Consider the following 25,340-nt stretch of genomic DNA (forward strand, 5'->3'; position numbering starts at 1 on the left):
ATACAGTATGGAGAATTACAGCATGAAAGAATTAATTTCTCATCCCGGTGAAAAATATACCGAAGCGGTTCGTCTCGGTTCACTGTTTAAAAAAGCTGTCCATCATAAAAAATGTCTTTTTTCCGCCGTATTAGCGGCGTTTGTTTTTTTGGGAAGCGGCATGGCTGTCTATGCAGAAACTGCACCTACGGTACAAGGCGGCGTAATCGATTTACGAAACTGGAATTTTGATACCAAGGGAAAAGTGTCGCTTAACGGTACTTACGGCTTTTTCTGGAACGAATTTCTGGAAGATTGGAAAGAACCGTCAGACTATATAGCGGTACCGTCCTCTTGGACTGCTAAAGCAGCGGGACAGGGGAAAGCATATCCTTCAAACGGCTATGCGACATATGCTATAAGACTGCTGTTGCCTAAAGGAGCGCCTTCTCTTTCGCTGTATCTGAAAAACAGGTTCCCTTCGCTGACCGTATTTGCAAACAGTGTGCAACTTGACGCATATAATCCTTCCGGAAGAAAACTCACGGATGCGCAATCTTCTTGTTTTGTCTTACCCTCAGGCGAAACGCAGATCGATCTTTTGATTCAAATAAAGAGTATTGATCACAAAAAACAAGGTATATACAATCCTGTTATTCTTAATAAAACATCCGTCATCGAATCGTCGATATATCAGCGTAAGCTTATCGAAGCAATGATTTTCAGCTTTGCATTAGCGCTCGGTCTTTACCATTTGATATTGTTTATTTTCAGATCAAAAGAAATCAGTATTTTGTATTTTACCCTGCTTGTATTTATCGTTATGATACGAATACTTTCAACAGGGACGATGATCGGATGCGATTTATTCGGTTTTTCTTGGATGACAGCGCTTCGTATGGACTATTTCAGCTTTGCAACGGTCTCAATTCCTGTCATCCTGTACTTTTATGCGCTTTATAAGAAATATATTAATAAGATTATTGTTATCGTTTGGGTAGCAGAAGGGGTGTTGTACGGGATTTTGACGCTTGTTACAAAAGGTGCTTTTTTTACATCGTTTCTCTTTATACACCAAATGATTTGTATTTTGCAGGTTGTATACCTTCTCTATCTTATCATCCGGTTGATGTATAAAAAAGAAAAAGAGGCATCTTTCATTGCAACCGGCTTTGCCGTACTGACAATTACCGCCTTGATCGATATCCTTGAGGGAATGGATATTATTCAAACGCCGGCAATGCTTCCCTTTGGGCTTCTCTTTTTCCTGCTGATTCAAGCTGTCTCATTCGCAAGAATATTCTATTTTGAAAAGCGAGAGAGCGAATTGATGCGTGATAAAGTCATTGCTTCTTCCGGTCAATTGGGTACATTTATCACCGAAATTAAAAAAGTTATTGAAGATTTGGCAAACGAAGATACCGTACTGACTTCGAATATGCATAGCGCTCAGTCCTATGTAGATAAAATTTCAAGCTATATTAAGTTGGTACTCGAAGAGGTATCCTCACAGAAAACGAGTTTGATCGATACGGAAACCAATACTAATCATTTAAATACTTTCCTTGAAGGCTTGGATACTCAAATTACGCAGCAAAGTGAAAAATCAAAGGATGCAATGGATAAGCTTATGGACTTAATCCAAAACACGAAGCTGCTGACGGAAAAATTCAAGGTTATTCAAGATAACTTTATGAATATCTTCCAAGCGAATGAAGTCGGTAAGACGAACTTTTCAAAGATGACCAAGACAATATCCGATATTACTACCCGTTCCGCTGTTTTGCTTGAAACCAACCAGTTGATAACACAGGTCGCCGAGCAGACGGATATGCTCGCAATGAATGCTGCTATCGAAGCAGCGCATGCCGGAGATGCGGGAAAGGGATTTGCCGTTGTTGCCGAAGAAATCCGGAATTTGGCTGAGAGGGCATCTGCGGAATCGGATTCAACCGGAAAAATTATTAAGCAGATTACTGCTTCCATCGACGAAACCGCTTCTGCTACGGATATTTTAGCTCAGAGTTTTGCCGATATTAGCGATAAGGTGACGGACTTTGAACACATGCTCGCGGAAATCGCAACCTTTATCGGACATACGGATGCTCATACTACCCGTATGGAGCAAACGCTGAAGGAAGTATTGGAAGAAATGACGGCGTTAAAGAACGAAAATAGCCGCATAATTGAAACACGTGAAAATACGGTTTCCAGCTTTGGCCGCTTAACAAAGGCAACGGAAAGAGTTAATGCAGAAATCGATTCAATGCTTGACAATATTACCAACTTAATACGTATTTTTTCAAAAACGGCGGAATCGCAGGAACAAACACGGGAAATTATCGGCCGCTTAAATCGTTTATCTTTTCAGAATCGGGAAACGGTCCCTGATGAAAATGAAGTTCCTGAAATCTAATTTCATTTTCGGTATTTCTTAAAAATAATGGGAATCTCTAAAACTTCGATGTTTTGAGATTCCCCTTAAATATTTATGGATTAAGGAAAAATGATGGCTCAAAACAGTAAAATTACTCCTGAAGTATTTGACAATTTACTCTATCTTTCTCGCCTTTCTTCCAACGATAGCGACATGGAGTCTATTGCCGGACAGGTTGGTCAAATTGTTGAATATTTTGATATTCTTAAAAAGTATGATGTGCCTGCGGAGGCGGACAACGCGGCAATGCTTTCGCAAGGATTACTGCGCAGCGATACTATTGAGGCCGGTATAACGCAATCGGATTTGAAAAAAATGTCGAGCGAATATATGGACGGCTATTTCCGTGTACCTAAAGTTCTTGGGAGCGGGGTGTAATCATGAAGGATATTTGTACGGCAAGTTTAGCCGAATTAAAAACGTACTTGGAAGAAGGGGCGGTAACTTCCGTTGATATAGTCCGCGCATTAAAGGCAGCATATCAGGCGGATGAAAAGCAATCGACACCGCTGCACGGATTTATTGAATTTTTCGATGACGCGGAAATACAAGCAGAAAAAGCCGATGCGCTGCGAAAAGAAGGTAAGACGGCTGGAAAGCCGCTTTTAGGGCTTCCCTTTGCAGTGAAAGACAATATTTCCATGCGCGGAAAACTCTGTACGTGCTGCAGCAAGATATTGGAAGGCTATAGAGCTCCGTATAATGCGACGGTTATTACCCGTTTAATAGAAGCAGGGGCAATACCGATTGGTAGGGCGAATATGGATGAATTTGCGATGGGCTCTTCCACCGAGTATTCGGTATATGGGCCGTCTCGCAATCCGGTAGATCGCAGTCTTACTCCCGGCGGTAGTTCGGGTGGCTCCGCAGCGGTTGTTGCCGGGTTTCAGGCTCCTTTTGCACTTGGCACGGAAACGGGCGGTTCCGTTCGGCTCCCGGCCTCATACTGCGGAATATACGGCTTAAAACCCACCTACGGCGCTATCAGCCGGTACGGTGTAGTTGCATTCGGCTCTTCGCTCGATCAAGTGGGGCTTTTTGCCCGCTGTGTCGATGATATCGGTTTAGGCCTTTCTATTGCAGGCGGCGCCGATTCACACGATGAAACGAGCGTCCGGCATGATTTTTCTCCCTGCGCACGTTTGGAAACTTATACCGGCAGCGAACTGAAAAAACTCCGTATTGCATTGCCGGTCGAATTTACGCAAGCAAAGGGGTTGGATGCGAATGTTGCGGCAATATTTGAAAAATTCCGTACATGGTTTACTTCAAAAGGTGTGCAGGTAGATCCCGTTTCAATTCCCGTGTTGGAATCTTCGATTGCGATGTATTATGTTATCGCCCTTTCCGAAGCTTCAAGCAATCTTGCCCGTTTTGACGGTATCCGTTACGGTTTGCGGAAAGATCCGGGAAAAGGCTATGACGAGCTGTACTGTGCTACCCGTTCTGCAGGATTTGGACGGGAAGTAAAACGGCGTATCATAACCGGAAACTATGTATTGTCCCATCACCTATCCGGTGATTGTTATGAAAACGCGCTCCGTGTCCGCGCCCGTATGGAAAAAGAAGTTGGTGCGATTTTGCAGCAGTACGACTTTATTTTCTGTCCTACTGCGCCTACGCCTGCCTTTAAACTTGGAGAGCGTGTAGACGATCCTATGGCAATGTACCTTTCCGATCTGTTTACTACATTTGTGAATTTATCGCACATTCCGGCCTTATCGATACCTGCGGGGAAGGCAAAAGACGGCCGTCCGGTCGGTATGCAAATCGCGGGCGCAAAACTTTCCGAAGAGAAAATTTTGCGCTTAGCAAAAACGTTGGAGGCGGCACAGGTATGAGTTCGGAATTATCCTACGAAGTAATAATCGGTTGTGAAATTCACTGCCAACTGTTAACAAAGACAAAAGCTTTTTGCTCCTGCGAAAACCGTTACGGAGGAATGCCTAATTCGCGTGTTTGTCCGGTATGTTTAGGGTTGCCCGGAGCTTTGCCGTTTATCAGCGACGAATATGTGAAACTCGGCATTAAGGCCGGTTTTGCGCTCGGCTGCACCGTCAATGAATTCAGTAAATTTGACCGTAAGCATTATTTTTATCCCGACTTAGTGAAAGGGTACCAAATTACGCAATTCGATAAACCGATTTGCGAAAACGGCAAGGTTGAAATCAACATGGCGTCTCCCAATGAAGCACCCGAGATGCGGACAATCCGAATTGAACGCATCCATCTTGAAGAAGATGCCGGTAAAAGTCTTCATATTGAAGGATCGCATAGCTATGTAGATTATAACCGCTGCGGGGTTCCGCTTATAGAAATCGTATCCAAACCGGATATGAAAAGCCCTGAAGAAGCGGCGCAATATATGCAGACGATTAGGGAAATTTTAAAGTTTATCGGCGTTACCGACGGTAACTTGGAAGAAGGGGCGATGCGCTGCGATGCAAACATCAACCTGAAAGTATTTGAAAACGGCAAAGAATACCGTACGCCTATTTCCGAAATTAAGAATATGAACTCGTTTAGAACGGTGCGCGATGCGTGTGCGTATGAGGTTCAGCGGCAGCTTGAGGAGTTTAAAACGGATCGGCAGGAATATTCGGCCGACTTTAAGCGCACGATGGGGTGGGACGAACCGAGCGGTAAGACGGTTATCCAGCGGACAAAAAACTCCGCACTGGACTACCGATTTATGCGTGAGCCGGATATTCCCCCGCTTGTACTGAGCAGAGAATATATCGATTCGGTATGTAAAACCGTCGGCGAATTACCGGCAGCAAAACGGGAACGGTTTAAGAAAGAGTACGGACTTTCTCAATTCGATGTGGAAACGCTTACAGCCGAGCGAAGTTTGGCGGAGTGGTTCGAAGCCGCCGCCGTTAAGACGAAAGACCCCAAAAAAGTTGCCAACTGGGTTCTTGCGGAAGTTCTTGCAGTATTGAACGAAAAGCATATCGGGCTCGAGCAATTGCCTTTCGGTTCCGATCATATTGCCGAATTGGTGAATGCACTCGATGCACAGACTATTACCAGTAAGCAGGCAAAGGATGTTTTTGTAGAAATGATGGAAAGCGGCGAACATCCGCAGCAGATCATTAAAAACAGGGGCATGACGCAGGTAAGCGATGCCGGCGCTATCGAAAAACTGGTAGACGAGGTCTTTGCGGCCAATCCTCAAGCTATCGCCGACTGGAAAAAAGGCAAAACCAATGTTGCCGGATGGCTGATGGGGCAGGTGATGAAAAAGTCGCAAGGCAAGGCGAATCCCAATCAGACTACGGAATTGGTACAAAAAAAACTTGCGGCGTTATAAAAAGTAATAATCGGCACTCGCTAAAAACGATGATTGTTAGCGAGTGCTAAGGCCTTGTAGATGATTATGTATATAAAATACGGTAACCATGGTTCTTTTTGAGGGCGTGCATATTTCTTTTTATAAAAATCTTGCAGTAATTAGAAAGTTATAATAGAATTATAGAGTATAATGTAATATAATATAATAATGTAAGGATTTGATGATGGAGCAGAGACGGAGAGATGATTTTGCTTCTCCGGCAATGTTAATCATCCCAAATCCGAATGCGGAGCATTAGATGTCGGAACAAAAAGAAAAAAATCAACAGGAAAAGGTACGTTTTCCTATAGGCGCGAAATTGGTTATCATGATTTCCGTTTTGCTCATCATTGCGCTTGGCGCTATTACGCTGCTGGTAACATTATTCGGCAGTGAAGATGTTCAAATTACAGCCGAAGAAAACAACCGAACGGTGAACGCGCAAGCTGCAAATTCCGTTGAAAGCGAACTCTCTTCTATTAGAGCAAATGCTTTTTTGCTTTTGGATCTTATCAATACGGCTGAAAGTTCAAGCAGTTTTGCAAAACAGGCTGCAACCTTTTATTTTGAACGGAATCCTTCGGTTGCCGCCGTCCTTGTTACCGATTCGCGGCGTCCTGACGGTGTCGATCGTACATTACTGAATACGACATTCTTTTTATCCCATGAGCTTGATCCTTCATTGGTAGAAACATTTTTAAAACAGGAACGGGAGGCTGCGGGTCAGGTCGAGCAGGGAATTATGAAAATCCTCAATGCCGCTCCGCTTTTTAATCAGCCGATGCTCGTCTTATTTTATCCGTATAAAGAAAAAGGCCTTGCCCAAGGGCTTGCCGTGTTCTTTTCTGCAGAAAAGCTTTCCGACGGATTCGGGCAAGGAACATTGCAGACAACCTATCTGGTAAACGATACGGGTGATGTGCTTATCCATCCCGATTTCGATCTTATCCGCAACGGTACGAACGTGTCCTCTTTCGCTCTTTTTAAGCAGATGCGGGAAAACGGCGATACAAACCGGCAGATGTTATTTGAAGATGAGGCAGGTAAAAAATACTTCGGGTCGTACACACGGCTTTCGCTCGGCGATGCGGCGGTTCTTACTACAGCCGAAGCTGCACAGGTGCTTGAGCCCGTCAACGATACGGCGAAGCGGAATCTCTATTTGAGTATAGCGGTTCTTGCCCTTTCGGCAATGTTCGTGTGGTTTTTGTCAAAAAGCATCAGTACGCCGATTAAGCTGTTGACCGTTGCTGCTCATCAAATTGAAGCGGGCGAATATGAGCTTGACCTAAAACCGAAAACGCATGATGAGGTTGGGCTTTTAACGTCCAGTTTCGTACAGATGGGCAAGGGACTTGCAGAGCGGGAACGGCTCAAAGATTCGTTCGGCAGGTTTATCAATAAGGAAATTGCGGAGCTTGCCGCGCAGGGTCGGTTGGCACTCGGCGGCGAAACTAAGGAAACGACAATCTTCTTTTCTGACATCCGTTCGTTTACCGCTATTTCGGAAAAGCTCGAACCGTTTGAAGTTGTCGGTTTCTTAAATGAATATATGACGCAGATGGTTGAATGCGTTAACGACACGCACGGCGTTGTAGATAAATTTATCGGCGATGCGATTATGGCTGTATGGGGTGCGCCGACAAGTTCAGGCTCTCCTCGCCAAGATGCATTGAATTGTATCCGTGCAGCGCTCCGTATGCGGGCTGCGCTTATGCAATTTAACCGCGGACGGGGAGGGGATAAAAAGCCGATTATCCGTATCGGGTGCGGTATTAATTCGGGTCCTGTCGTTGCCGGACAAATCGGATCTCAAAAGCGTATGGAGTATACGGTTATCGGCGATGCGGTAAACCTTGCTTCCCGAACGGAGGCTTTGAATAAGCCGATGGGAACCGATATTCTTATCACCGAATACACGTATAAGCTTGTGCATGATGAGGTGCTCGTAGAAGAGATGCCGTCGGTTACCGTAAAAGGAAAAGAGAAACCGCTCCGTATGTTTGCGGTCATTAATATGCCCAACGAAAAAGGTATTCCGGGGGCAGGAGAACAAGGTCCGACAAGCCTTAACCAGATTAGAAACGTATTGGGTATTCCCATTCCCGATTTTGCAAAGGTGAATCTTAATGAAGACGAGAAAAAATACAAGATCCAATCCTAGTTTTACCAATGTCGGCGCAGATGTTTCCGTCGTTGTCTTGTCTCTTCTAGTGATTTTTGCCTCTTCGTTTTTGTTTGTGAAAAATTTAAACAGAACTTTTTCACGTAACGATAAGACACCTGTTGCAACCGTAACCTTTAAGTATAAATCGGTTCAGCGTAAATTTCTTGACCGTGCTGTCTGGGATCACCCGCAGCAGAATTCTCCCGTTTACAACGGCGATACCATACGTACATCCCCCGAAGCTGAGGCAACGCTGTATTTTGTTGACCGCAATGTCGTTGAACTCGGTTCGAGTACGATGATTCAAGTATTCGTTAATAATGAAGAATCCCGAATCGATTTGACGAGCGGGCTCGTGTCGGTTGAAACCTCCGATTCTTCCAATATGCTGGTCAGCTCGGAAAACACTACGGCAAAGATTTCTAAGGGCTCATCTTTCCGTGCCGATAAAAGCGGCGAGGGGAACCTTCAGTTAATTGTAGAAAAAGGTGAAGCCGCCGTTACCGGACAAGACGGTGCGGAAAAGGCAGAGGTCTTAACGCAAGGCGCCGTTATGCAGACAGGGGTACAGACCCCGTTGGTAATGGTAAGCCCCGGAAAAAGCGTAAAGCTGCTCAAACAGAGCGGAAACGGTGTAGATGTACCGTTTCAATGGTACAGTTCTTTACCTGCCGGTGAAGATCTAATACTGGAAACCTCACCGTTCAGCAGTTTTTCCGAAGCAACACAGGCCTATACGGTTACCGGTTTAACCGACTACACACTCGCAAAGCAAAACCAATCATTCTATTGGAGACTTTATTCTTCTACTGCCGGAACATCCGATGTTAATGTACAATCGGGTAAGGTCAATATTATCGACGCTCCCGCTCCCGTCTTGTTGGAGCCGGCGGTTGATGCGGAGTATACCTATACGACAACTCCACCTACAATCCGATTTTTATGGGAAGGTAATTCTCTCGTTGCGTCTTATTTGTTGGAAGTTTCCGACAATCCCGAGCTGAAAGACCCTCAGTTGAGCCGTTTTGTCAATACACAGTCGCTTACCTTATCGGACTTTGCTGAAGGAACATGGTATTGGCGTGTTACGCCCCGTTACCTTATCGGGGCTGAAAATGCACCGGAAACCTCGAAAATAGCTTTTTTTCATATAGAGAAACAAGCTATTGCAACGGAAACTGCTCAGATATTGTTCCCGCAAGCGACGGCGGAAACGGCGCAGGGAAAAGAAATGTCTTTTGCATGGAAAAATATCTCCGAGACGAAGTCTTATCGGTTGAGAGTTGCGAAAGACGCTCAAATGAAGACCATCGTAGTTGATACCATCGTTGAATCGAATTCTTTTAAGCTTGATAATGCAGCCGCGCTGCTTCCCAACGGCGACTATTACTGGACGGTGTCAGGTATTGATGCAAAAGGCACCGAGATGCCCGCGACGGCGCCGGTTAAATTTGAAACGGTTAATACCGATTATACGTTGCGCGGTATTTTCCCGCCTAGCGGATATGTGCTTGCGGATACTCTCTGTCCCGACACACGCTTTACATGGAAAACGAATGTTGAAACGGAGAAACACTTTCAAGTATCCGCTTCTGAGGATTTTGCTACGCTTGCCGTCGATGTAAAAACATCGGGTAACGGTATTGATGGCATTTCTTTACCGCAGGGACGATGGTATTGGCGGGTTGTCGCTGATAGTGCGGCAGGCCTCTTAAAAGCGGAACCCAAGCAGTTTACGATTGCGTCTCCGTTGGGAAAACCGAATTTATTCGATATCGGAAGCATGATAGTTGTCTTCCCCGAAGGAAAAACGAAATTTGTGTGGTCTCCGGTTAAGGGTGCGGATTATTATCAGGTTCGCATTGTAAAAATCGGTGATGAAGATTCTCCTTTATACGAAAATTTATTTATTACCGAAACTCAAGTGGAGATTGCTTTACAACGTGTCTTAGATGGCAACTACCGCATTAGCATCCAAGGATTTGCTTCCGCTTCTATAACGTCAACGCGGCGCTACGGCTTAGCTGTCGATCATAACTTTGTACTCAAGCATCTAAAACCGGTAGAACTGTTATATCCTGCAGACGGTGCAAGAATAGACGGACTTGAGGCCGCGCTTCATCCGTTTACCTTTGAATGGCAAACGATGGTGCCGCCGGCTTCGTCAAGGTTAATATTGCGGAAATCAGGTACTGCAAATCCCGTTTTTGACGTATCCGACCCTGCTGTGGAAATTCAAGCTCCTCCGCTTGAACAGGGACGATATACATGGGAAGTAAAGGCCGCCGTACCGGAAGGATTTGATATTTCATCACGCAAACGGTTTACGTTTACCGTTTTGCCGATACCGCCGCTGCCGCCGGTTACATTTAATTTCCCAAAAGCGGATGAAGTGCTTAATGCTTCTTTCTTTAAGTCGAACCGGAGTATCGATTTTAGATGGAATAGAGTACCGGATGCAACCCACTATCGGTTTAAACTTTCCGATTCTTCCGGGCGTTCAATATTTACAGCCGATATCCGTGCGGACAGCGCCGGACAGCCGGTTGTAAGTTTTAAAGATATTGCACGCTTATCTCCCGGAACCTTCTCTGCAGAAGTGGTGGCACAACGGCGGCTAAGTAACGGAAAGGTATTTCAAAACGGTACTGCCGCACGTTTACGTTTCCAAATAGATATTCCTAAGGGAAGAACGGTATCGACGGATGAAACGGGAGTTCTATATGGAAAATAAGCACGGTTTGCTACTTGCCGGTGTTCTTTTGTTGAGCCTTATCCCATTGTCCGCTCAAGAAGCTGCCCCCTCCGTGCAGGAAGTAAAAAAAGCAGGGAATGAAAAGAAAAATTATTTTCTCAAAGAGACCGATCAGGGCGTCACACTTGTCCAGCGTTTGTCTTGGGAAAAATTGGATGATATTTTAGGCTTTGAATTCGAACTTGAACAACAGGATAAAAAAACGAAAGTGTGGCGCTTAATTGATAAACAGACCGTAAAAACCAATTATGCGGATGTCTCTTTAGCGCCGGGAGATTACCGTTTCCGTGTACGGGTTATAAATCTTCTAGGGCAAAAAGAAGATGCAAGCGAGTATCGTAACTTTGCTATCCGTATTGCGTATCAGCCGGAAGTTACTGCGGTTTCTCCTCAAGTTATCAACTTTGATGAGCTCGAAGACCAGACGCTTACCATAACCGGTAAAAATTTCCATGAAGAAACCTCTTTTATTCTTACGAATAATTTGAGCGGATCCGTTTTACGCGGAACTATTACGGAATTAAAAGATAACGGTACTCATGCGGTTGTTACTTTTGATTTTATGAGGGCAAACCCGGGAATTTATACATTTGCAGCGGTTGATCCGAGCGATCTGTCGGCAGAAAAAGAAAATATTGTATTCCGATTCCAAAAACCGCTGGATGTATTTATTTCAGCTGACTATGTTTTTAACGGTTTTATCGGCAACCGGATATTAGGAAAGGAAGAATATTTCAATACGAATATTGCCCCTTTGGCAGGCGGTATACGGCTGACAGTTGTTCCGATAAAGCGGTTTTACGGCAATTTCGGGGTTAATTTTACCGGCTCCGGTACTTATTTAAAAAATAAAACCAATGGGTATACGCTAACGAGCGGTTTGTTATTTGCTCAACTGAATGCAGCATATTTTGTATCGATTATTAAACACCGGCTGGTATTTGACGTTCATGCGGGTATGGGAGCTGCTTTTCTGGTAAATACCCAGTTTTCCTATGATGCGGCGGAAAACATAACGAGCAATAAGGCATGGTATTGGGGCTTGACGTTTAATGCCGGTACAGCTTTGTATGTGTATGTATACAAGAAGCTCTATATTGAACTCAATGTTGACCACGTTATCCCAATCAGACAGGGAAACGGCTTCCCTATATATATTATTCAACCGCAGTTGGGTATCGGATGGGAATTTTAGAAAGTACTTAATCCTGATATTCGATGGCTTCTACCATCCGATCCTTTGATAACACCGTATTGGGGAATATCTCCTGTGCATCCTTTAAAAGCTGCTTTAAGTCATAATCCGTATAACGGGGACTGTAGTGGATAAGTGCCATCTTTTTCACTGCAGCATCCCGTGCAATTCGAGCAGCCTGTGTACAGGTCATGTGTTTTTTTTCGGCAGCGTCTTGTTCCATACCTTTTTCAAACATGGATTCGCATACTAAGAAGTCCGATCCTGCCACTTCCGGAGCGATGGTAGGAAGATATTTCGTATCGGTTACAAAGCTGAATTTCCGGCCGCTTCGGGGATGGCCGAGTACTTGACTGCTTTCCACGACAGTGCCGTCCGATGCTTCTACCGCTATTCCTGCCTGCAGCTTTGACCATAGCGGTCCGCACGGAACATTCAGCCTGCGTGCAGCTTCGGGATCAAAAGCTCCCGGACGCGGGAACTCTTCAAATACATATCCGAGGCAGGGTTTCGTATGCTCAAGCCAGAACGCCCGCACTTGAAACTCGTCGGTTTTATATACGATACCGGGTTCGGTAATTTCTTTGATAATGATTTCGTAATTGATATACATATCGAGAACTTGTCTGCTTGTTTCGATATATTCTTTAATTTTCGGCGGCCCGATAATGTAGAGCGGTTCATCACGATCAACCTGTGCTGATAACATCAGTATGCCCGGTAGTCCCGTTACATGATCCGCATGGGTATGGCTGATAAAGATAGTATTGATTTTTTTCCATCGGAGATTGAGACGGCGCAGGGAAACTTGAGTTCCTTCCCCTGCATCAAAAAGAAATAGGTCGCCTTCACGGCGAAGCAGTACCGAAGTAAGATGACGGTACGGTAAAGGCATCATGCCTCCGCAGCCCAAGATAAACGCTTCAAGATTCATAGATGGAAAACAGTATACCGATTTTGGGGCTTGACGTAAATAGTAAAATAAGATAAACTCTACTCCGTTATTTATTATATGCGGGCAATTAGCTCAGTTGGTTAGAGTACAAGCATGACACGCTTGGGGTCGCTGGTTCGATTCCAGCATTGCCCATCTCTCCGCATAATGTCTAATCGAACGATTGGTATACCGTATTAATATTCCTAATACATTCCGAACAAAGTGACGTCTGTTTTGTATCTTGTTCCGCAAGCGAATGTGCATAAGCTCGTGCGCAGCCTTTTATTGAACAGCGTGGAATACCGATGAGGTGTCCGGCAGAGGCCAGTCCCTGCATCACAGCACGGTTTATAATAACGCTGTTTTTTGCTTCGGGGGTGATAAAGCGGTGCAAACTCATAATAGCGATATGCCGGTCATATAACCCGAACAGAAAGTTATTATTATCTTCACCGGAGTAAATATCCTTTGATGTAATAGCCAACACTCCGATAATATTGGGGTTGGTAAGTTTTTGCTTTGTATATTGTCTTATTTGTCGTATAAGAGTATTTGCATCATATTGCATCGTATATTCTCGATTAAAATCTTCCCAATCTTTCCGGTCATATCCCGATTGGATAAAGGCATATTTCATAAATAATAATCTGTTCTGTTTTTCTTTTAAATCATCTTTTGTCAATCCTATTTCTTCCAAAATAGGTGCAAGTTCTGTTTCGCTGTGCTTCTCGTATAATTGGGTGATGTACTCGCGTATATATGCATCAAGGGTGTCTCTGGTATGCTCAGTGCTTTCAGGAACATCGATATACTCCTTGATGACTGATAGTTTAAAATCTTGCCGTATTCGTTCTGCGACTGCATCGGCTGCCAATGTGTGTGCATTGGGAAATACGAGGACAAGTATTGATTTTGCATACATCGGTTGGACGGTCTCTTTTTCAAGAGGCGTATTCGGAAACTTTGCCAATAGCTCAGTACAGCACTGTATGATTGATGAATCATTACAGGCTGTCAATATATATTGGAGACGCTCAAAAGCTTCTCTATATTTTTTAAGACAAAATTCAAAATAAGCAGCTCTATATTGATAGAAGTAGTTTGATGAATCGAGCTGTAATCCTTTGATAACGGTTTGATAGGCTTTTTCATATTCTTGTTTTTCAGCATATATGTCGGATAATGTAAAATAGACATCGACATATTTCCGGGCAGAAACATTGAACATTCCGTCAAGCTCCGCAGCTTGACGTTCTAATTCATGTAGGTTGTTGCTCTGCTTTTCAATTGACTGATTATTTGCAGTTGACCGGTTATTTGATGTACACGCACAAAATAAAAAAAATGTGATGACGCCGAATATCGTTCGGTATTTATTTTCTCTTTTCATCTTTTTTTGCTTCTCTTTTTAGTTTTGAGAGAGTTTCCTTAGATTTAGATGCGACGTTTAAGATTAAGTCATTGCTGTATAAAGACTTAATTTTAAACTCGACGGGGATGTTCCAAAAGTAACCAACTTTTGGGACATCCCCATACTGAACCTTTATTTATTCCATAGATTTTTTAAATACGTCGGTATTCCAGAAAAACGGAAATGTAAACCGAATTTTAAGTAGCAGAAAGCGGCAGTCCCGGCGATGAGTATGCCGAGTATGATGAACAGAGCTTTCCGTCCGTTTTTCTTGTCGGCAAAGGGGTCGATGGGAACCACAATACTTCCGAATGGAATAGCGGCAAGTTTTGTAAGCTGAGTTCCGAACGGAATATTGATTCTTGTGCGGATATTTACCGCCCAGCCGTTTGCTTCAAGAATCGGAGCAATACTGCGTTTGCGCAGCTTCATCGAAGCTAAGATCATCGATGGACCGGAAATACAGAGTAAAATGCCGATAAGTCCGAGCGGAACCCAAAAACCTAAGCCGAATAATGCTTGCAGAATACTGCCGATTAAGGCTGAAATACCGCCTAATGCAGTACCGATCAAGGCAATAGTTCCTAAGTCGAGTTTTTTGGTGGCTACAGGTGCGGCAGGTGCTGGGGCTATACCTGCTGCGGCTTGCTTGTCAGCGGTTGTAACGGTGGCGGCGGTCTTGGAAAGCAAATCGGCGGATTTTGCTTCGCCCGCTGCAGCTCGTGCCGCAATTTGGCTTTCGATCATTGCTGCTAATTGCTTATAAGGCATAAAGAACGCCTCTCGTACGCTAATCGAATTGGCAATAACCTTTGTAACGACTGCATTCCAGTCATTTCCTACGCGGTCATAAAAAATACCGTTTCTGCCGATTACGATATTGTCGCTGTCGCCGTTTGTAAACAAGGCGACGATTTTTTTACCCGTTTCTCCTTTTCGGCTTATGTCGCAATATACCAGATATGCGCCGGAAAGCGTGTCCAAGGTCGTATGGCGGGCATCACCGTTAAGTTCAAAGCATAAATCCGCTGCACGGGAATCAAAATACAACACACCGGCCTGAAAAACGGAGCCTTTTCCTTCATAAAAGTCGCTGAAGCTGATGTAGTTTTTCAGCAGTGTCACAAAATCGCGGCGCAGAAGTACAAGCTTTTCCAAATTGGATACATTTCCGCGTTCTTTTTCGATGGTTAATGCGTATCGAATGAGTGAGGAAACTTCTCCTTGTTTTTCGCCGTTTGTGAGTGCTTGTAAAAACGGGACACTGAGTAAAGCTGCCGATGTTGTAGGTTTGCTGTTCAAGCGTTCTTGATACGGTGCCAGTTTTTGTACGATAAGGGTAAATTCATCCTGCGTGATGTGCTCTTTTTGGCCGAGCAGCGGAATAACGGCATCTTCCGCAAAGGCTTGCAGTTTTGCCTTCCATGCGGGATTGATCCCCTGTGTTAACGGCAGCGGTTTATCGACGGCCGCAGAGGCGAGCGGTAGTGCATTGAGCGCTTCGTTGCTGCAGTGAATACTTTCGGCGGCAAGTTGTTGGAACACTTGCTCATCGGCAGACAAGGCAGCCGCTTTGTCAGGGGCGTATTCAATTAATTTACAGCGTAAAAAATAATCTTCCGCTTTCTCTTTTATAGCAGCGAGTGCGGCTACTGCTTTTTGCGTATGCTCTAAATCAAGCGGAAGGATTCCTTCTTCTTCCAGAGAAGTTTGCCACGTTAAGAAAGTTTGCGCATCCGTCATCAAATCCTGCAGGATATGCTGCTGAACGCCGTCTGCAAAAGTACCGTTTGCAATACAGGAAACAACGGCAATATTGATGATTTGTTTTAATTTGTCATCATCCGAACCGTCCGGCGGTATCGGTGCATTGCAATCCGGTGTATGCGCGTCAAAAAATTTTTTTTGCGTCTCTATATCCGCTATTGAAATTTCTTGGACATCATTTTTTTTAATATGATCCAACAGCCAACGTGCGCTTGCACGGAGCGTTTCATCTTTTATCGATACCAGCGGAACGGAATCTCCCGCTTCCATTAAGAGAGAGAGATCTACAAGTTGTGCCGTTATCCAATCGGCTGCAGCGAGAATTTCAGGCGGGCGGATAAAACCGTCTGCATCATTGTCAAGCAATGCAATTGTCTTAGGATCGAGAAATATGCCGTGCGTCGGCATTGCCAACACCGTCCATAATTTCAGGTCGAGTTCTCGCAAATGGGTAATATCATCCGCATCCTTCAGGAGAACTTGTGTAACACCGCCGAATCGTGAAAAATTCCACCGGTGTTGGTCAGTATTTGTTTGTAGTATCATAGTACCTCTCCTCTGCATTTTCGATAATTCCGTTTGAAATGTCAATCATGGATATGTTGCCTTGTTAAGCATAATTTAAATGCCGGCCATCATACATATTGACATAATGGCGTTTTATCGATAATATGCATTTCTGTTCTTGAAACAAAACGGGCAATAGCGCAGTTGGTTAGCGTACAAGTCTGGGGGACTTGGGGTCGCCGGTTCAAATCCGGCTTGCCCGATATTTTTTACTTTTCTTTTATAGTTTATCTTTCCCTGTATCCTTATCTTTTTTCTCCGGTTGTCAACAAAAAGGTTTGACATCTTTTTTTCTCAGGTTTGCAGAAGCACCGTCAATATGATATAGTAATAGTTGCATCTAAAAGTTTAATCGTTTTTTTAAGGTGCGTTTATTACATATTGATTGCCTATTTTATGGAGGTTCTATGTCAAATTTTTTAACGGTAAAAGATTTTATTGCTCAACAGAAAGATAAGATGATTGAGCTTGAACGGCTCTTGTGTTCCGTTCCCGCCCTTGCTCCCGATTCCGGAGGAGACGGCGAATTAAAAAAATGCGAGGCACTGCAGGCCTACTTGAAAAAGCTCGGATTTACTCAATTTGAACGGTTCGATGCGCCCGATACGCGGGTATCATCCGGCATACGGCCTAATCTCGTCGTTACCATTCCGGGAAAAGACGATTCAAAACGCATTTGGATAATGGCGCATACCGATGTCGTTCCCCCAGGCGAGGCGGCAAAATGGGAGAGCGACCCGTGGGTGTTAAAGCAGGACGGCGATAAGATTATCGGACGCGGAGTTGAGGATAATCAGCAAGGGCTTACCGGTGCGGTATTTGCCGCTTATGCGTTTATTGCGCTCAAGATTCAGCCCGCTCATACCGTAAAATTGTTGTTTGTGGCCGATGAAGAGGTCGGGTCGAGGTACGGAGTCATTTATCTTTTAAATAATCATAAGTTGTTTAGACCTCAGGATATTATCGTTGTACCCGATGGCGGCGATCCTTCGGGCGAGACGGTTGAAGTTGCGGAAAAAAATCTTTTATGGTTGAAGGTCGTGGTACACGGGGTACAGACACACGCTTCCCGTCCCGATTTAGGTAAAAATGCGCATATCGCTGCGGCGGATTTAGCGCTCCGTCTGAATGCGCTGGAAAGCTTTTTTTCCAGTCAAGACGATTTATTCGAACCTCCGTATTCAACATTGCAGCCGACAAAAAAAGAAGCGAATATTCCCAACATCAATACTATTCCGGGCGACGATGTGTTTTACATGGATTGCCGCATACTCCCGTGCTATACAGTCGCCGAGGTGATGGATAAGATCAAGGCGGAAGCTGTCGCGATTGAAACAAAGTACGGCGTACAGGTAGAGCTCATTATCGATGATTCGGCGGAATCCCCTGCGACGCCGGTCAATGCCGAAGTTGTTACGATGCTGGCAAAGGCTATTGAAAAAACGCACGGTAAGAAAATAAAGACCATCGGTATCGGCGGTGGAACCGTCGCGGCTCCGCTCCGTCAGGAAGGCTTTAATGCCGTTGTATGGAGTACGCTGGACGATATGGCTCATCAACCGAATGAATATTGCATTATGTCCAACTTAATAGCCGACTCACAGGTAATGGCGGCATTGATGTATGGGGTTGATGCGCTGTAAATGTCTGACGGAGGTATGAACGCCGCACAGCACGATAATTGGCGGGATGAAAATGATTCCCGTACGGTAATCCGCTTGCCGGAGCATGTTTCGCCGGCATTTCAGGCATTGATTACCTCCGCAGAACCTGCCGCTTCGGCTGCGCTCCGCCGGCAGGTTCTTTCCTCCGACAGTGAACAGCTCGTGTCGGAGGAAGAGCGGGGCGACCCGCTCGGGGAGGCGCGTTATTGCGTTACCCCGTATTTGGTACACCAATATCCGAACCGTGTATTGCTGTTAAGCACCGGCCGCTGCATTTCTTATTGCCGCTACTGTTTCCGGCGGGAGTTTACCGCCCGTTCAAGCGGCTTCCTTTCTGAGGCGCAAATCGGAACGGTAACATCATATCTTAAAACACATCCTGAAGTGCAGGAAATTCTTGTGTCGGGCGGTGACCCGATGAGCGGGGGCTTTGGCGAGATAAAACATCTGTTGGAATGTCTCCGCTCCGTCTGCTCCGATTTGCTGATTCGGCTCTGCACCCGCGCACCGGTTTTTGCACCGGAGCTTTTTACCGAAGCATTTATTATGCTGCTGCGTTCCGTCCGGCCGCTCTGGGTGATTGCGCATATAAATCATCCTGCGGAACTCGGCAAAGCGCAGCGGCAGGCTTTAACCCGCTGCATCGATTCGGGGATTCCGGTGCAAACCCAGACCGTATTACTGCGCGGCGTCAATGATGAGCCTGCCGTCCTTGCGGAGCTTTTTCATGCACTGGTATGTATGGGAGTAAAACCGGGCTATCTGTTTCAAACGGACTTGGCGCGGGGAACCGCTCATTTTAGGGTGCCGCTTGAAAAAGCCGCTTCTATATGGAAGGAATTGCGCACGCGCCTTTCCGGTTTATCCCTTCCGCAATTTGCGGTCGATTTACCGAACGGCGGGGGCAAGTTTCCGCTTTCAGCCCTGCTGCGTTATGAAGATATTATCTCCCCGTTACAAGACGGCCGCTTTTCGGCACGGGGTATAGACGGAAAGACCTATACCTATCCGAGGTAGTGTAGGGTGTATTGCCTAATGGCAGGCAAGGAGCGCCGGTATACCTGTATTTTAACTGTTTTGTATCACAACATGCGGCAAGCCGTGTACTGCGATACAGGTTAATCGCATAAACACAATATATTGAAGCAAAAATGAATCTATAAAATATAGGTGAAATTCTATAGGAGCGTGATGATGAATCTAAACATCAGTGAAATAAATGGCAAATTTTTTAAGTGGGCAGCAACCGTACTGATACTTGTTGGAATTATCAAAATACTGGAGCGGATTGGGCGTACCGAACTTAATGCCCTTGATTTCCTGCAAGTTGATATAGAAGACTTCCTGCTTCATCGGTGTTGTTCCGCCGAACTTAAAACGGCTGAACGTTTCTTTTAAGGCATCGCCGAAGCTGCCGCTGAAAAGAGAGGGAGCCGAACTGTTATCAACCTTAAAATATCCCGGCTCCGCCGTGTAGTCGATAATTTTTCCGCCGTCTACCAGCATCATAAACTGATTTTAATTAACGTGGATAATCGACCCGTTAGAAATCACATCGCTTGAACCTTTGGTATTCCTGTTGCGTTTATCCGTGCGCACCGGCACGCCCTTTGCGAGTACGATGCCCTCACCCATATCATCCGCTTCGACGACCTCAAGCCACTGATCCGCTAAACCGCCGCCTACCGCGCTGAGCGCCCCTGTTATCAATCCCATAGTATTACTCCTCTCTGTTTGTAAGATCTCTATTTTATAAGCTCTATATTATTATAGAAATGAAGAATCGGTAAAGAGGGGGAGATAAGTAGAACATGGAACTCAGTTTTTAAAAAGGCTACTCAAAAAATAAGCAATAATAAAAGATGGGATGGGATACACGTTTGCGACGAATGATGTCCCATGGGATGCCGGGAGGTAAACTTCTTGCAGAATGTATTAAAATATGCTATAACAGCACTAGCTTGTAAACCAAGGTAAACAAGAAGAATACATTGATGCTGCAAAAAAAATTCTCTGTTGAAACAGTAAAATATCTTGTTTTATTTTTATTCCTGATAGCGATAACGATTTTTTCCATATTTATTGCTGTTTCGCTCGGCCCTGTTAAAATCGGATTGGCAAATACATACCGGATTATGCTGGGAAAAGCAGTTGTCCCCAATTTACTGACCGGTATTTCAAACGCTGCTATTGCGATTGTATGGAATATGCGTGTACCGCGGGTTTTACTCGGGTTTTTTACCGGTACAGGGCTTGCCGTTTGTGGATGCGTTATGCAGACAACGGTCAACAACCCGATTTCTGAGCCGTACATTTTGGGTATTTCTGCCGGTGCAACATTTGGGGCTGTTGTCAGTATCATTCTCGGCTTTATTTCTGCCGTAGGGCTTGGAGCCTTTCTCGGCGCGATTGCCGCGACCATATTGGTGCTGATCATCGCTTCATCACAGCGAAAGATGACCACGACAAGTCTCATCTTATCAGGTACCGTGGTAAATGCCCTGTTTACGGCGTTTGCCAATTTTATCATTTCAATTGGGGCAAATTCTGACAGTATTATGACGGTTAAGTTTTGGACAATGGGTTCTCTTGCCGGTACTTCATGGTCATCACTCCCGTTACCGCTGCTCGTAGTCAGCCTTTCGTATTTTTTTTTCTTCTTACAGTACCGCGTTTTTAATGCAATGATGATGGGCGATGAGGTCGCGATAACGTTGGGGATTTCGCTCTACTTCTATCGGTATCTTTTTATGGCAGTCATTGCGGTAATAACCGGTGTATTGGTGTCTGTCTGTGGCATCATCGGGTTTGTTGGGCTGATTACCCCGCATATTGCCCGTACACTTGTGGGAGCAAACCATCGTAGACTCTTTCCCGTCGCTGCGCTCTTGGGTGCGCTTTTTATTATCTGGGCGGATGTATGTGCGCGAATATTGATTCAAAATGCGGAATTGCCGATCGGGATATTCACCGCATTGGTTGGAGCTCCCTTTTTTATCTTTATTGTTGCAAAGCATCAACGGGGAGCAGGGCAGTAATATGGATTTGATGTGCAAGGATGTCCACTGCAGTATCGCTCATAAAGAAATTTTACGAGGTATATCGCTCCATGCGGACGGGCATAAATTTTATACGATACTTGGCCCAAACGGGTGCGGTAAGACGACGCTCTTAAAAAATATCTACCGGATTATCAAACCGGACTCGGGTGCCGTGTATCTTGACGGAAAAGACATCCGTGCTGTCCGCCTCAAGGATTCGGCAAAGGAAATGGCAGTTGTCGCACAATTTAATACGCTGAATTTCAACTGTTCGGTACAGGATATTGTGATGCTGGGGCGGACACCTCATATCCGCTTTATGCAAACCGAACGGGAAGAGGATTTTACCATTATACAGGATGCACTGGCAAAGGTCGGGATGTTGACTCGAAAAGATCAGCCGTATCAATCGCTATCAGGGGGAGAAAAACAGCGAGTTGTACTTGCCCGTGCAATCGCTCAGCAACCTTCTCTCTTATTGCTGGATGAACCGACCAACCATTTGGATATAAAATATCAGCTGGAGATATTGCAGATTGTAAAAGATTTACGGATTAATGTACTGGCTGTGCTGCACGATATACAGTTGGCATGTCGGTATTCGGATTATTTGTATTTGATGAAAGACGGGGGTATTTTATATGAAGGAAGTCCTCGCACAACTATTACCGAAGAATCCATGCTGACGATCTACGGTGTCCGGTGCAATATCAGCTGGACAGAGGATTCGCAGGCGATGATTCACTATAGGGGGCCGCTATAATATCTTTGGCTATGCTATCTTTGATAGATAGAAAAGACATCGGCATCTCTAAAAATCTATATCTCAGTTTTTAGAGAGTCACACAACTCTCAGGAGGTTATTCAAATGAAGCAATGTATTAGTATTGCATTGGCTCTTTTTCTTGCTGCCGCAGTGAGTGCGGAAACGGCATATCCGGTCAGTGTTACCACCTATGACAAAGACGGCAAAGCGATAACACAGGTCTTTAAGCAAGCGCCTAAAAAGGTTATTACCAATAATCTTTCAATGACGGAAATGCTGATCGAACTCGGCTTGCAGGATCGTATTATCGGTATGCTGGATCCGGATAATGCAGTGACCGGTAAGTATAAGAAAGCGATCGATTCTATCCCTCATATCGGGAATAAGAAAACTGTTTCCCGGGAAGTGGTATTTTCGTATGAACCGGATGCAGTGCTCGGTAGAAACATGATGTTTTCCGAAAAATCTTTGGGTACGGTGAGCTTTTGGAACGAAAATGGTATCCCGATATATGCACAAAAAGCTTCGGTTTTAAATATCAAGCAAGACCTTCAAAATATTATCGCAGATGTGAGAAATCTTGGTATTATTTTTAATGTACAGGACAAGGCAGAAGCGTATGCAAAGCAACTCGAACAACGTTTGAATGCTGTGCTGCAACATATTTCAACAAAGGGGACTTCTTTAAAGAAGGCGCTTATTATGTGTGCATATAATGGCACAACGTTCGGGGCGTATAAATCTGCATTGCAAGAAAGTCTCCTGAATGTACTCGGTTATACCAATATTGCAACGGGTACGTCAGGGCTTACGACAGAAAATCTGATAACTATGAATCCTGAACTGATCATCTATGTAACGAGCGACCGGAATAAAAAATTAGACACAAATGCGGTTTCGTCTTTGCAGGCAAATGTAGTACTAGTTGACGTACCCGCTATTGCTCAGCGTAAAATTATGACGATTTCCTATGATGAGCTGATGGACTATGGTCCGGCTGTGCTGAATGCCTTGGAAGCTGTTGATGCCTTCCTGCGGAAGTAGCTTCAGTACGAAACGCAATATAACGAACCATATCAGTCTGTCCGGTATAGACATTACCGTGTCGGAACCTGCAGAATATAACCTGCAGTACCGTTATCCTGCGGTTTTTGTCAACGACGGACAGATTGAATATCTGGAGTCACTTGCCCCGAGTATTTTCTTGTTCGGGCTGCACGCACGCAACCGATTTGACGACTATACACCATGGACTGCCGAGTCATTCCGCACCGATTGTCCTCCTTTCGGCGGCAAGGGCGCGGAATATCATCATCTATTGTTCAAGACTCTACTGCCCGAGCTGAAAACTAAATATTCCCTTGACGATTCGAGGCTTGCATATGGCGGCTATTCCCTCGGGGGCTTAGCTGCCGTGTGGAGTTTATTCGAATATACCGATATACCGTATATATTTTCCCTTTGCGGTTCGTTTTGGTATCCCGGATTTCCGGAATACTGCCGTGAACACAAAGTTTTGCATAGCAATGCCTCTGTCTATTTGCTGAACGGAAAGAGAGAGGGCGGAAAACACGGCAACCGGTTAGAGAATGCGCCGAAATACGCAGCAGAAGTACATCAGGCGCTTAGAATGCAGATAGCACATACAACCGTTGTGTTCGATCCGTTCGGGCATCACGATAAAATGCTTGAACGCTTCAGGGCAGTACAGCAGTGGCTTACTGAATGCTGGCAGCTATAGAGCGATATTGATTCGTGCGGAGAATCAGTTAATCATAAAAAAATTTAGACCTTCCAAAATATTTTTAGTTTTTTTCTTGCGTTTTCTCCAATTCTATGGGATACTGAAAAGAGAGTATATTCTACCGGTGCTTGAGTACAAGCGTCCAAGTACTGTGTGTCAATCACATAAAAGTGGAGGGTTAATTCTATGTTATTAGTTGGAAACGGTATGCTTATCACCCGCGATCCGGACAAACCTTTTATCGAAAACGGTTGTGTCTGCATCGACGGCGGTTCCATTAAAGAAGTCGGTACCGATGCCGAATTGCGGGCAAAGTATCCCGCGGCGGGGTATATCGACGCAAAAAAACGGTGCATCATGCCTTCTTTTATCAACACGCATCATCATATTTACAGCGCCTTTGCCCGCGGTGTTGCGTTAAAAAACTATAACCCGCAAAATTTTTTGGATATTTTAAAAGGTCTATGGTGGCATCTTGATAATAATCTCCTTTTAGAGGACACAAAATACAGCGCGTATACAACGCTGATCGACTGCATTAAAAACGGCGTAACCACGGTTTTCGACCATCACGCAAGTTACGGCGAAACAACGGGAAGTCTTTTTACCCTTGCGGATGTCGCGGAGGAGCTCGGCTTGCGGGTGAACCTTTGCTATGAAGTTTCAGACCGGAACGGCGAGGCGGAAATGAAAAAGGCTGTTGCCGAAAATGCCGAATTTATCCGCGCCTGTCAAAAAAAGAAGAATCCCAAACAGGCGGCGATGATGGGGCTCCATGCGGCATTCACGTTATCCGATAAAACGCTCGAATATTGCGCTTCTCAGCTTCCGGCGGGTGCGGGCTACCACATCCATGTAGCTGAGGGTATGTCCGATGTATTCGATTCGGTGCAAAAACACGGGAAACGGATTGTGCAGCGCCTCTACGATTTTGATATCCTCGGTAAGCATACCTTTGCCGTGCACTGTATCCATATCAATCCTTTGGAAATGGATTTATTGAAGGAAACCGATACGATGGTTGTACACAACCCCGAATCGAATATGGGCAATGCGGTAGGCTGCCCGCCGGTATTGGAAATCTTTAAACGCGGTATTTTGATCGGGCTCGGCACGGACGGATATACCAGCGATATGCTTGAATCGTATAAGGTCGCGAATATCCTGCATAAGCACAATACCTGCGATGCCACCGCCGCATGGACGGAAATTCCCGAAATGCTCTTTACCAATAATGCAAAGATTGCCGCGCGGTATTTTGACGGTGAACTCGGCGTTCTTAAAGCGGGAGCAAATGCGGACGTGATTGTTACCGATTATAATCCGCTGACGCCTCTCCATGAAGGTAATGCAAACGGTCACATTCTGTTCGGTATGAACGGCCGCAGCGTAGTAACAACCATCGCGGCGGGCAAGGTACTGATGAAAGACCGCGTCGTTACCGTCGCCGATGAAGAAGCTATCTTTGCCAAATCGCGTGAAGTAAGCGCCGCCCTGTGGAAACGGCTGTAAGAGGCCGCCCAAAAACTTCAGTTTTTGGACGGTTTCCTTAGATTTAAGTGCGATGTTTAAAATT

The 25,340-nt window shown here is 45.1% G+C and carries 19 protein-coding genes and 2 tRNA genes; 16 read left to right on the forward strand and 5 right to left on the reverse strand.

Annotated elements, in window-relative coordinates:
- The first annotated feature begins 22 nt into the window (after positions 1-22).
- From HMPREF1222_RS01375 to HMPREF1222_RS01405, 7 genes are all read left to right on the forward strand, one after another.
- Complete coding sequence (locus HMPREF1222_RS01375) at positions 23-2,395, forward strand: methyl-accepting chemotaxis protein (RefSeq protein ID WP_016517896.1); 2,373 nt, start codon at positions 23-25, stop codon at positions 2,393-2,395.
- A 90-nt stretch (positions 2,396-2,485) separates the two neighbouring features.
- Complete coding sequence (gene gatC / locus HMPREF1222_RS01380; RefSeq protein WP_232502135.1) at positions 2,486-2,794, forward strand: Asp-tRNA(Asn)/Glu-tRNA(Gln) amidotransferase subunit GatC; 309 nt, start codon at positions 2,486-2,488, stop codon at positions 2,792-2,794.
- Positions 2,795-2,796: 2 nt separating this feature from the next.
- Positions 2,797-4,257 carry an Asp-tRNA(Asn)/Glu-tRNA(Gln) amidotransferase subunit GatA gene (gene gatA / locus HMPREF1222_RS01385; RefSeq protein ID WP_016517897.1) on the forward strand — a complete coding sequence of 487 codons (1,461 nt, stop codon included), beginning with the start codon at positions 2,797-2,799 and terminating at the stop codon, positions 4,255-4,257.
- Positions 4,254-5,729, forward strand: a complete 1,476-nt coding sequence (gene gatB / locus HMPREF1222_RS01390; RefSeq protein ID WP_016517898.1) for an Asp-tRNA(Asn)/Glu-tRNA(Gln) amidotransferase subunit GatB — start codon at positions 4,254-4,256, stop codon at positions 5,727-5,729. Before gatA ends, gatB begins: the two co-directional genes overlap by 4 nt.
- 280 nt (positions 5,730-6,009) lie before the next feature.
- Positions 6,010-7,914: an adenylate/guanylate cyclase domain-containing protein gene (locus tag HMPREF1222_RS01395; protein WP_006189441.1), complete on the forward strand. Its 1,905-nt coding sequence runs from the start codon at positions 6,010-6,012 to the stop codon at positions 7,912-7,914.
- Complete coding sequence (locus HMPREF1222_RS01400) at positions 7,880-10,651, forward strand: FecR domain-containing protein (protein WP_016517899.1); 2,772 nt, start codon at positions 7,880-7,882, stop codon at positions 10,649-10,651. Before HMPREF1222_RS01395 ends, HMPREF1222_RS01400 begins: the two co-directional genes overlap by 35 nt.
- A complete protein-coding gene (locus tag HMPREF1222_RS01405; protein ID WP_016517900.1) occupies positions 10,641-11,867 on the forward strand; it encodes a fibronectin type III domain-containing protein in 1,227 nt (408 codons plus the stop codon). The genes HMPREF1222_RS01400 and HMPREF1222_RS01405 overlap by 11 nt, the downstream gene beginning before the upstream one ends.
- Before the next feature lie 7 nt (positions 11,868-11,874).
- On the opposite strand, the gene HMPREF1222_RS01410 is transcribed toward HMPREF1222_RS01405, so the two are convergent.
- Entirely contained in the window at positions 11,875-12,801 is a 927-nt protein-coding gene (locus tag HMPREF1222_RS01410; protein ID WP_038076398.1) for a ribonuclease Z, read from the reverse strand.
- Positions 12,802-12,883: 82 nt separating this feature from the next.
- Between HMPREF1222_RS01410 and HMPREF1222_RS01415 the strand changes: the two genes are divergently transcribed.
- A tRNA-Val gene (locus HMPREF1222_RS01415) sits at positions 12,884-12,957 on the forward strand.
- A 16-nt stretch (positions 12,958-12,973) separates the two neighbouring features.
- Here HMPREF1222_RS01415 and HMPREF1222_RS01420 read toward each other — a convergent pair.
- Together HMPREF1222_RS01420 and HMPREF1222_RS01425 are read right to left on the reverse strand one after the other, a co-directional pair.
- Positions 12,974-14,194 carry an archaemetzincin gene (locus HMPREF1222_RS01420; RefSeq protein WP_244870093.1) on the reverse strand — a complete coding sequence of 407 codons (1,221 nt, stop codon included), beginning with the start codon at positions 14,192-14,194 and terminating at the stop codon, positions 12,974-12,976.
- 153 nt (positions 14,195-14,347) lie between these two features.
- Positions 14,348-16,528, reverse strand: coding sequence for a YccF domain-containing protein (locus HMPREF1222_RS01425; protein ID WP_016517903.1), 2,181 nt, complete (start codon positions 16,526-16,528; stop codon positions 14,348-14,350).
- 150 nt (positions 16,529-16,678) lie between these two features.
- On the opposite strand from HMPREF1222_RS01425, the gene HMPREF1222_RS01430 reads away from it, so the two are divergent.
- From HMPREF1222_RS01430 to HMPREF1222_RS01440, 3 genes are all read left to right on the forward strand, one after another.
- A tRNA-Pro gene (locus HMPREF1222_RS01430) sits at positions 16,679-16,752 on the forward strand.
- A 204-nt stretch (positions 16,753-16,956) separates the two neighbouring features.
- Positions 16,957-18,192, forward strand: coding sequence for a M20 family metallo-hydrolase (locus HMPREF1222_RS01435; RefSeq protein ID WP_006189448.1), 1,236 nt, complete (start codon positions 16,957-16,959; stop codon positions 18,190-18,192).
- Between the two features lie 15 nt (positions 18,193-18,207).
- The gene (locus HMPREF1222_RS01440; RefSeq protein ID WP_038076401.1) at positions 18,208-19,230 is read left to right on the forward strand and encodes a KamA family radical SAM protein; all 1,023 of its coding nucleotides are present in this window, start codon (positions 18,208-18,210) and stop codon (positions 19,228-19,230) included.
- A gap of 183 nt (positions 19,231-19,413) precedes the next feature.
- On the opposite strand, the gene HMPREF1222_RS13370 is transcribed toward HMPREF1222_RS01440, so the two are convergent.
- Positions 19,414-19,722 (reverse strand): SPFH domain-containing protein, encoded by a 309-nt coding sequence (locus HMPREF1222_RS13370; RefSeq protein WP_244870094.1) that lies wholly within the window; start codon positions 19,720-19,722, stop codon positions 19,414-19,416.
- Positions 19,723-19,731: 9 nt separating this feature from the next.
- Entirely contained in the window at positions 19,732-19,929 is a 198-nt protein-coding gene (locus HMPREF1222_RS13375; protein ID WP_016517906.1) for a hypothetical protein, read from the reverse strand.
- Positions 19,930-20,207: 278 nt separating this feature from the next.
- On the opposite strand from HMPREF1222_RS13375, the gene HMPREF1222_RS01450 reads away from it, so the two are divergent.
- The 5 genes from HMPREF1222_RS01450 (at position 20,208) to ssnA (ending at position 25,276) form a co-directional block, all read left to right on the forward strand.
- The gene (locus HMPREF1222_RS01450) at positions 20,208-21,251 is read left to right on the forward strand and encodes a FecCD family ABC transporter permease (RefSeq protein WP_016517907.1); all 1,044 of its coding nucleotides are present in this window, start codon (positions 20,208-20,210) and stop codon (positions 21,249-21,251) included.
- A gap of 1 nt (position 21,252) precedes the next feature.
- Positions 21,253-22,017: an ABC transporter ATP-binding protein gene (locus tag HMPREF1222_RS01455; RefSeq protein WP_016517908.1), complete on the forward strand. Its 765-nt coding sequence runs from the start codon at positions 21,253-21,255 to the stop codon at positions 22,015-22,017.
- A gap of 105 nt (positions 22,018-22,122) precedes the next feature.
- Positions 22,123-23,064, forward strand: a complete 942-nt coding sequence (locus HMPREF1222_RS01460) for an ABC transporter substrate-binding protein (protein ID WP_016517909.1) — start codon at positions 22,123-22,125, stop codon at positions 23,062-23,064.
- On the forward strand, positions 23,027-23,761 hold the full coding sequence (locus tag HMPREF1222_RS01465; protein ID WP_244870095.1) for an alpha/beta hydrolase-fold protein: 735 nt from the start codon (positions 23,027-23,029) through the stop codon (positions 23,759-23,761). Before HMPREF1222_RS01460 ends, HMPREF1222_RS01465 begins: the two co-directional genes overlap by 38 nt.
- Positions 23,762-23,950: 189 nt before the next feature.
- Positions 23,951-25,276, forward strand: coding sequence for a putative aminohydrolase SsnA (gene ssnA / locus HMPREF1222_RS01470; protein ID WP_016517911.1), 1,326 nt, complete (start codon positions 23,951-23,953; stop codon positions 25,274-25,276).
- Positions 25,277-25,340: the final 64 nt, after the last annotated feature.

The sequence above is a fragment of the Treponema vincentii F0403 genome, from assembly GCF_000412995.1.
Taxonomy (GTDB): domain Bacteria; phylum Spirochaetota; class Spirochaetia; order Treponematales; family Treponemataceae; genus Treponema; species Treponema vincentii.